The organism is Phytoactinopolyspora endophytica (assembly GCF_004138495.1).
Lineage (GTDB): Bacteria > Actinomycetota > Actinomycetes > Jiangellales > Jiangellaceae > Phytoactinopolyspora > Phytoactinopolyspora endophytica.
In genome coordinates this window covers 140332-140801 of the sequence record NZ_ML142858.1, presented here as the reverse complement: position 1 = coordinate 140801, position 470 = coordinate 140332, and the positions used below count along the sequence as shown (strand labels likewise).

Genomic DNA, 470 nt, shown 5'->3' with positions numbered 1-470 from the left:
GACCAGGATCGACCCGAGGAAGACGGTGAGGACGGAGATGCCGAACCGCCGTGAGAACCAGCTCACGGCGGCCGGCGTGATCCGCCGTGCCAACTCAGGATCCTGCAAAGCCCGCGCCCGTGAGCAGGAGCTCGCCACCGGTCGTCCACTCATAACCGGTCACATTGTTCCGTGCGGCCATCGTCTCGGATGGGTTGTACAGGAAGAGGGTCGAGTGCCACGAGCGGAGCTCGTCGAGCAGCTCCACGTACACGGCTCGCCGCTCGTCCGGGTCGATCGTGGTGATCGACTCCTCGAGGAGCTCCTCGAACCTTTCGGTGGTCATCTGGGTTCCGTTGTAGTAGCCCGCCGCGGAGAAGAACCGGCCGATGTTCGCGTCCGGGTCGGCGAGCCCGCTGAAGTCCATCGTGATGGCCTCGTAGTCACCGGCGATGTAGCGGTCCAGCCACGTTCCCACATCGTGCGAGCTG

The 470-nt window shown here is 64.9% G+C and carries 1 pseudogene; it reads right to left on the bottom strand.

The window, feature by feature from the left end:
- Window positions 1-94: 94 nt before the first annotated feature.
- Window positions 95-470, bottom strand: a pseudogene (locus tag ELR45_RS19645) (hypothetical protein); the annotation flags it as partial.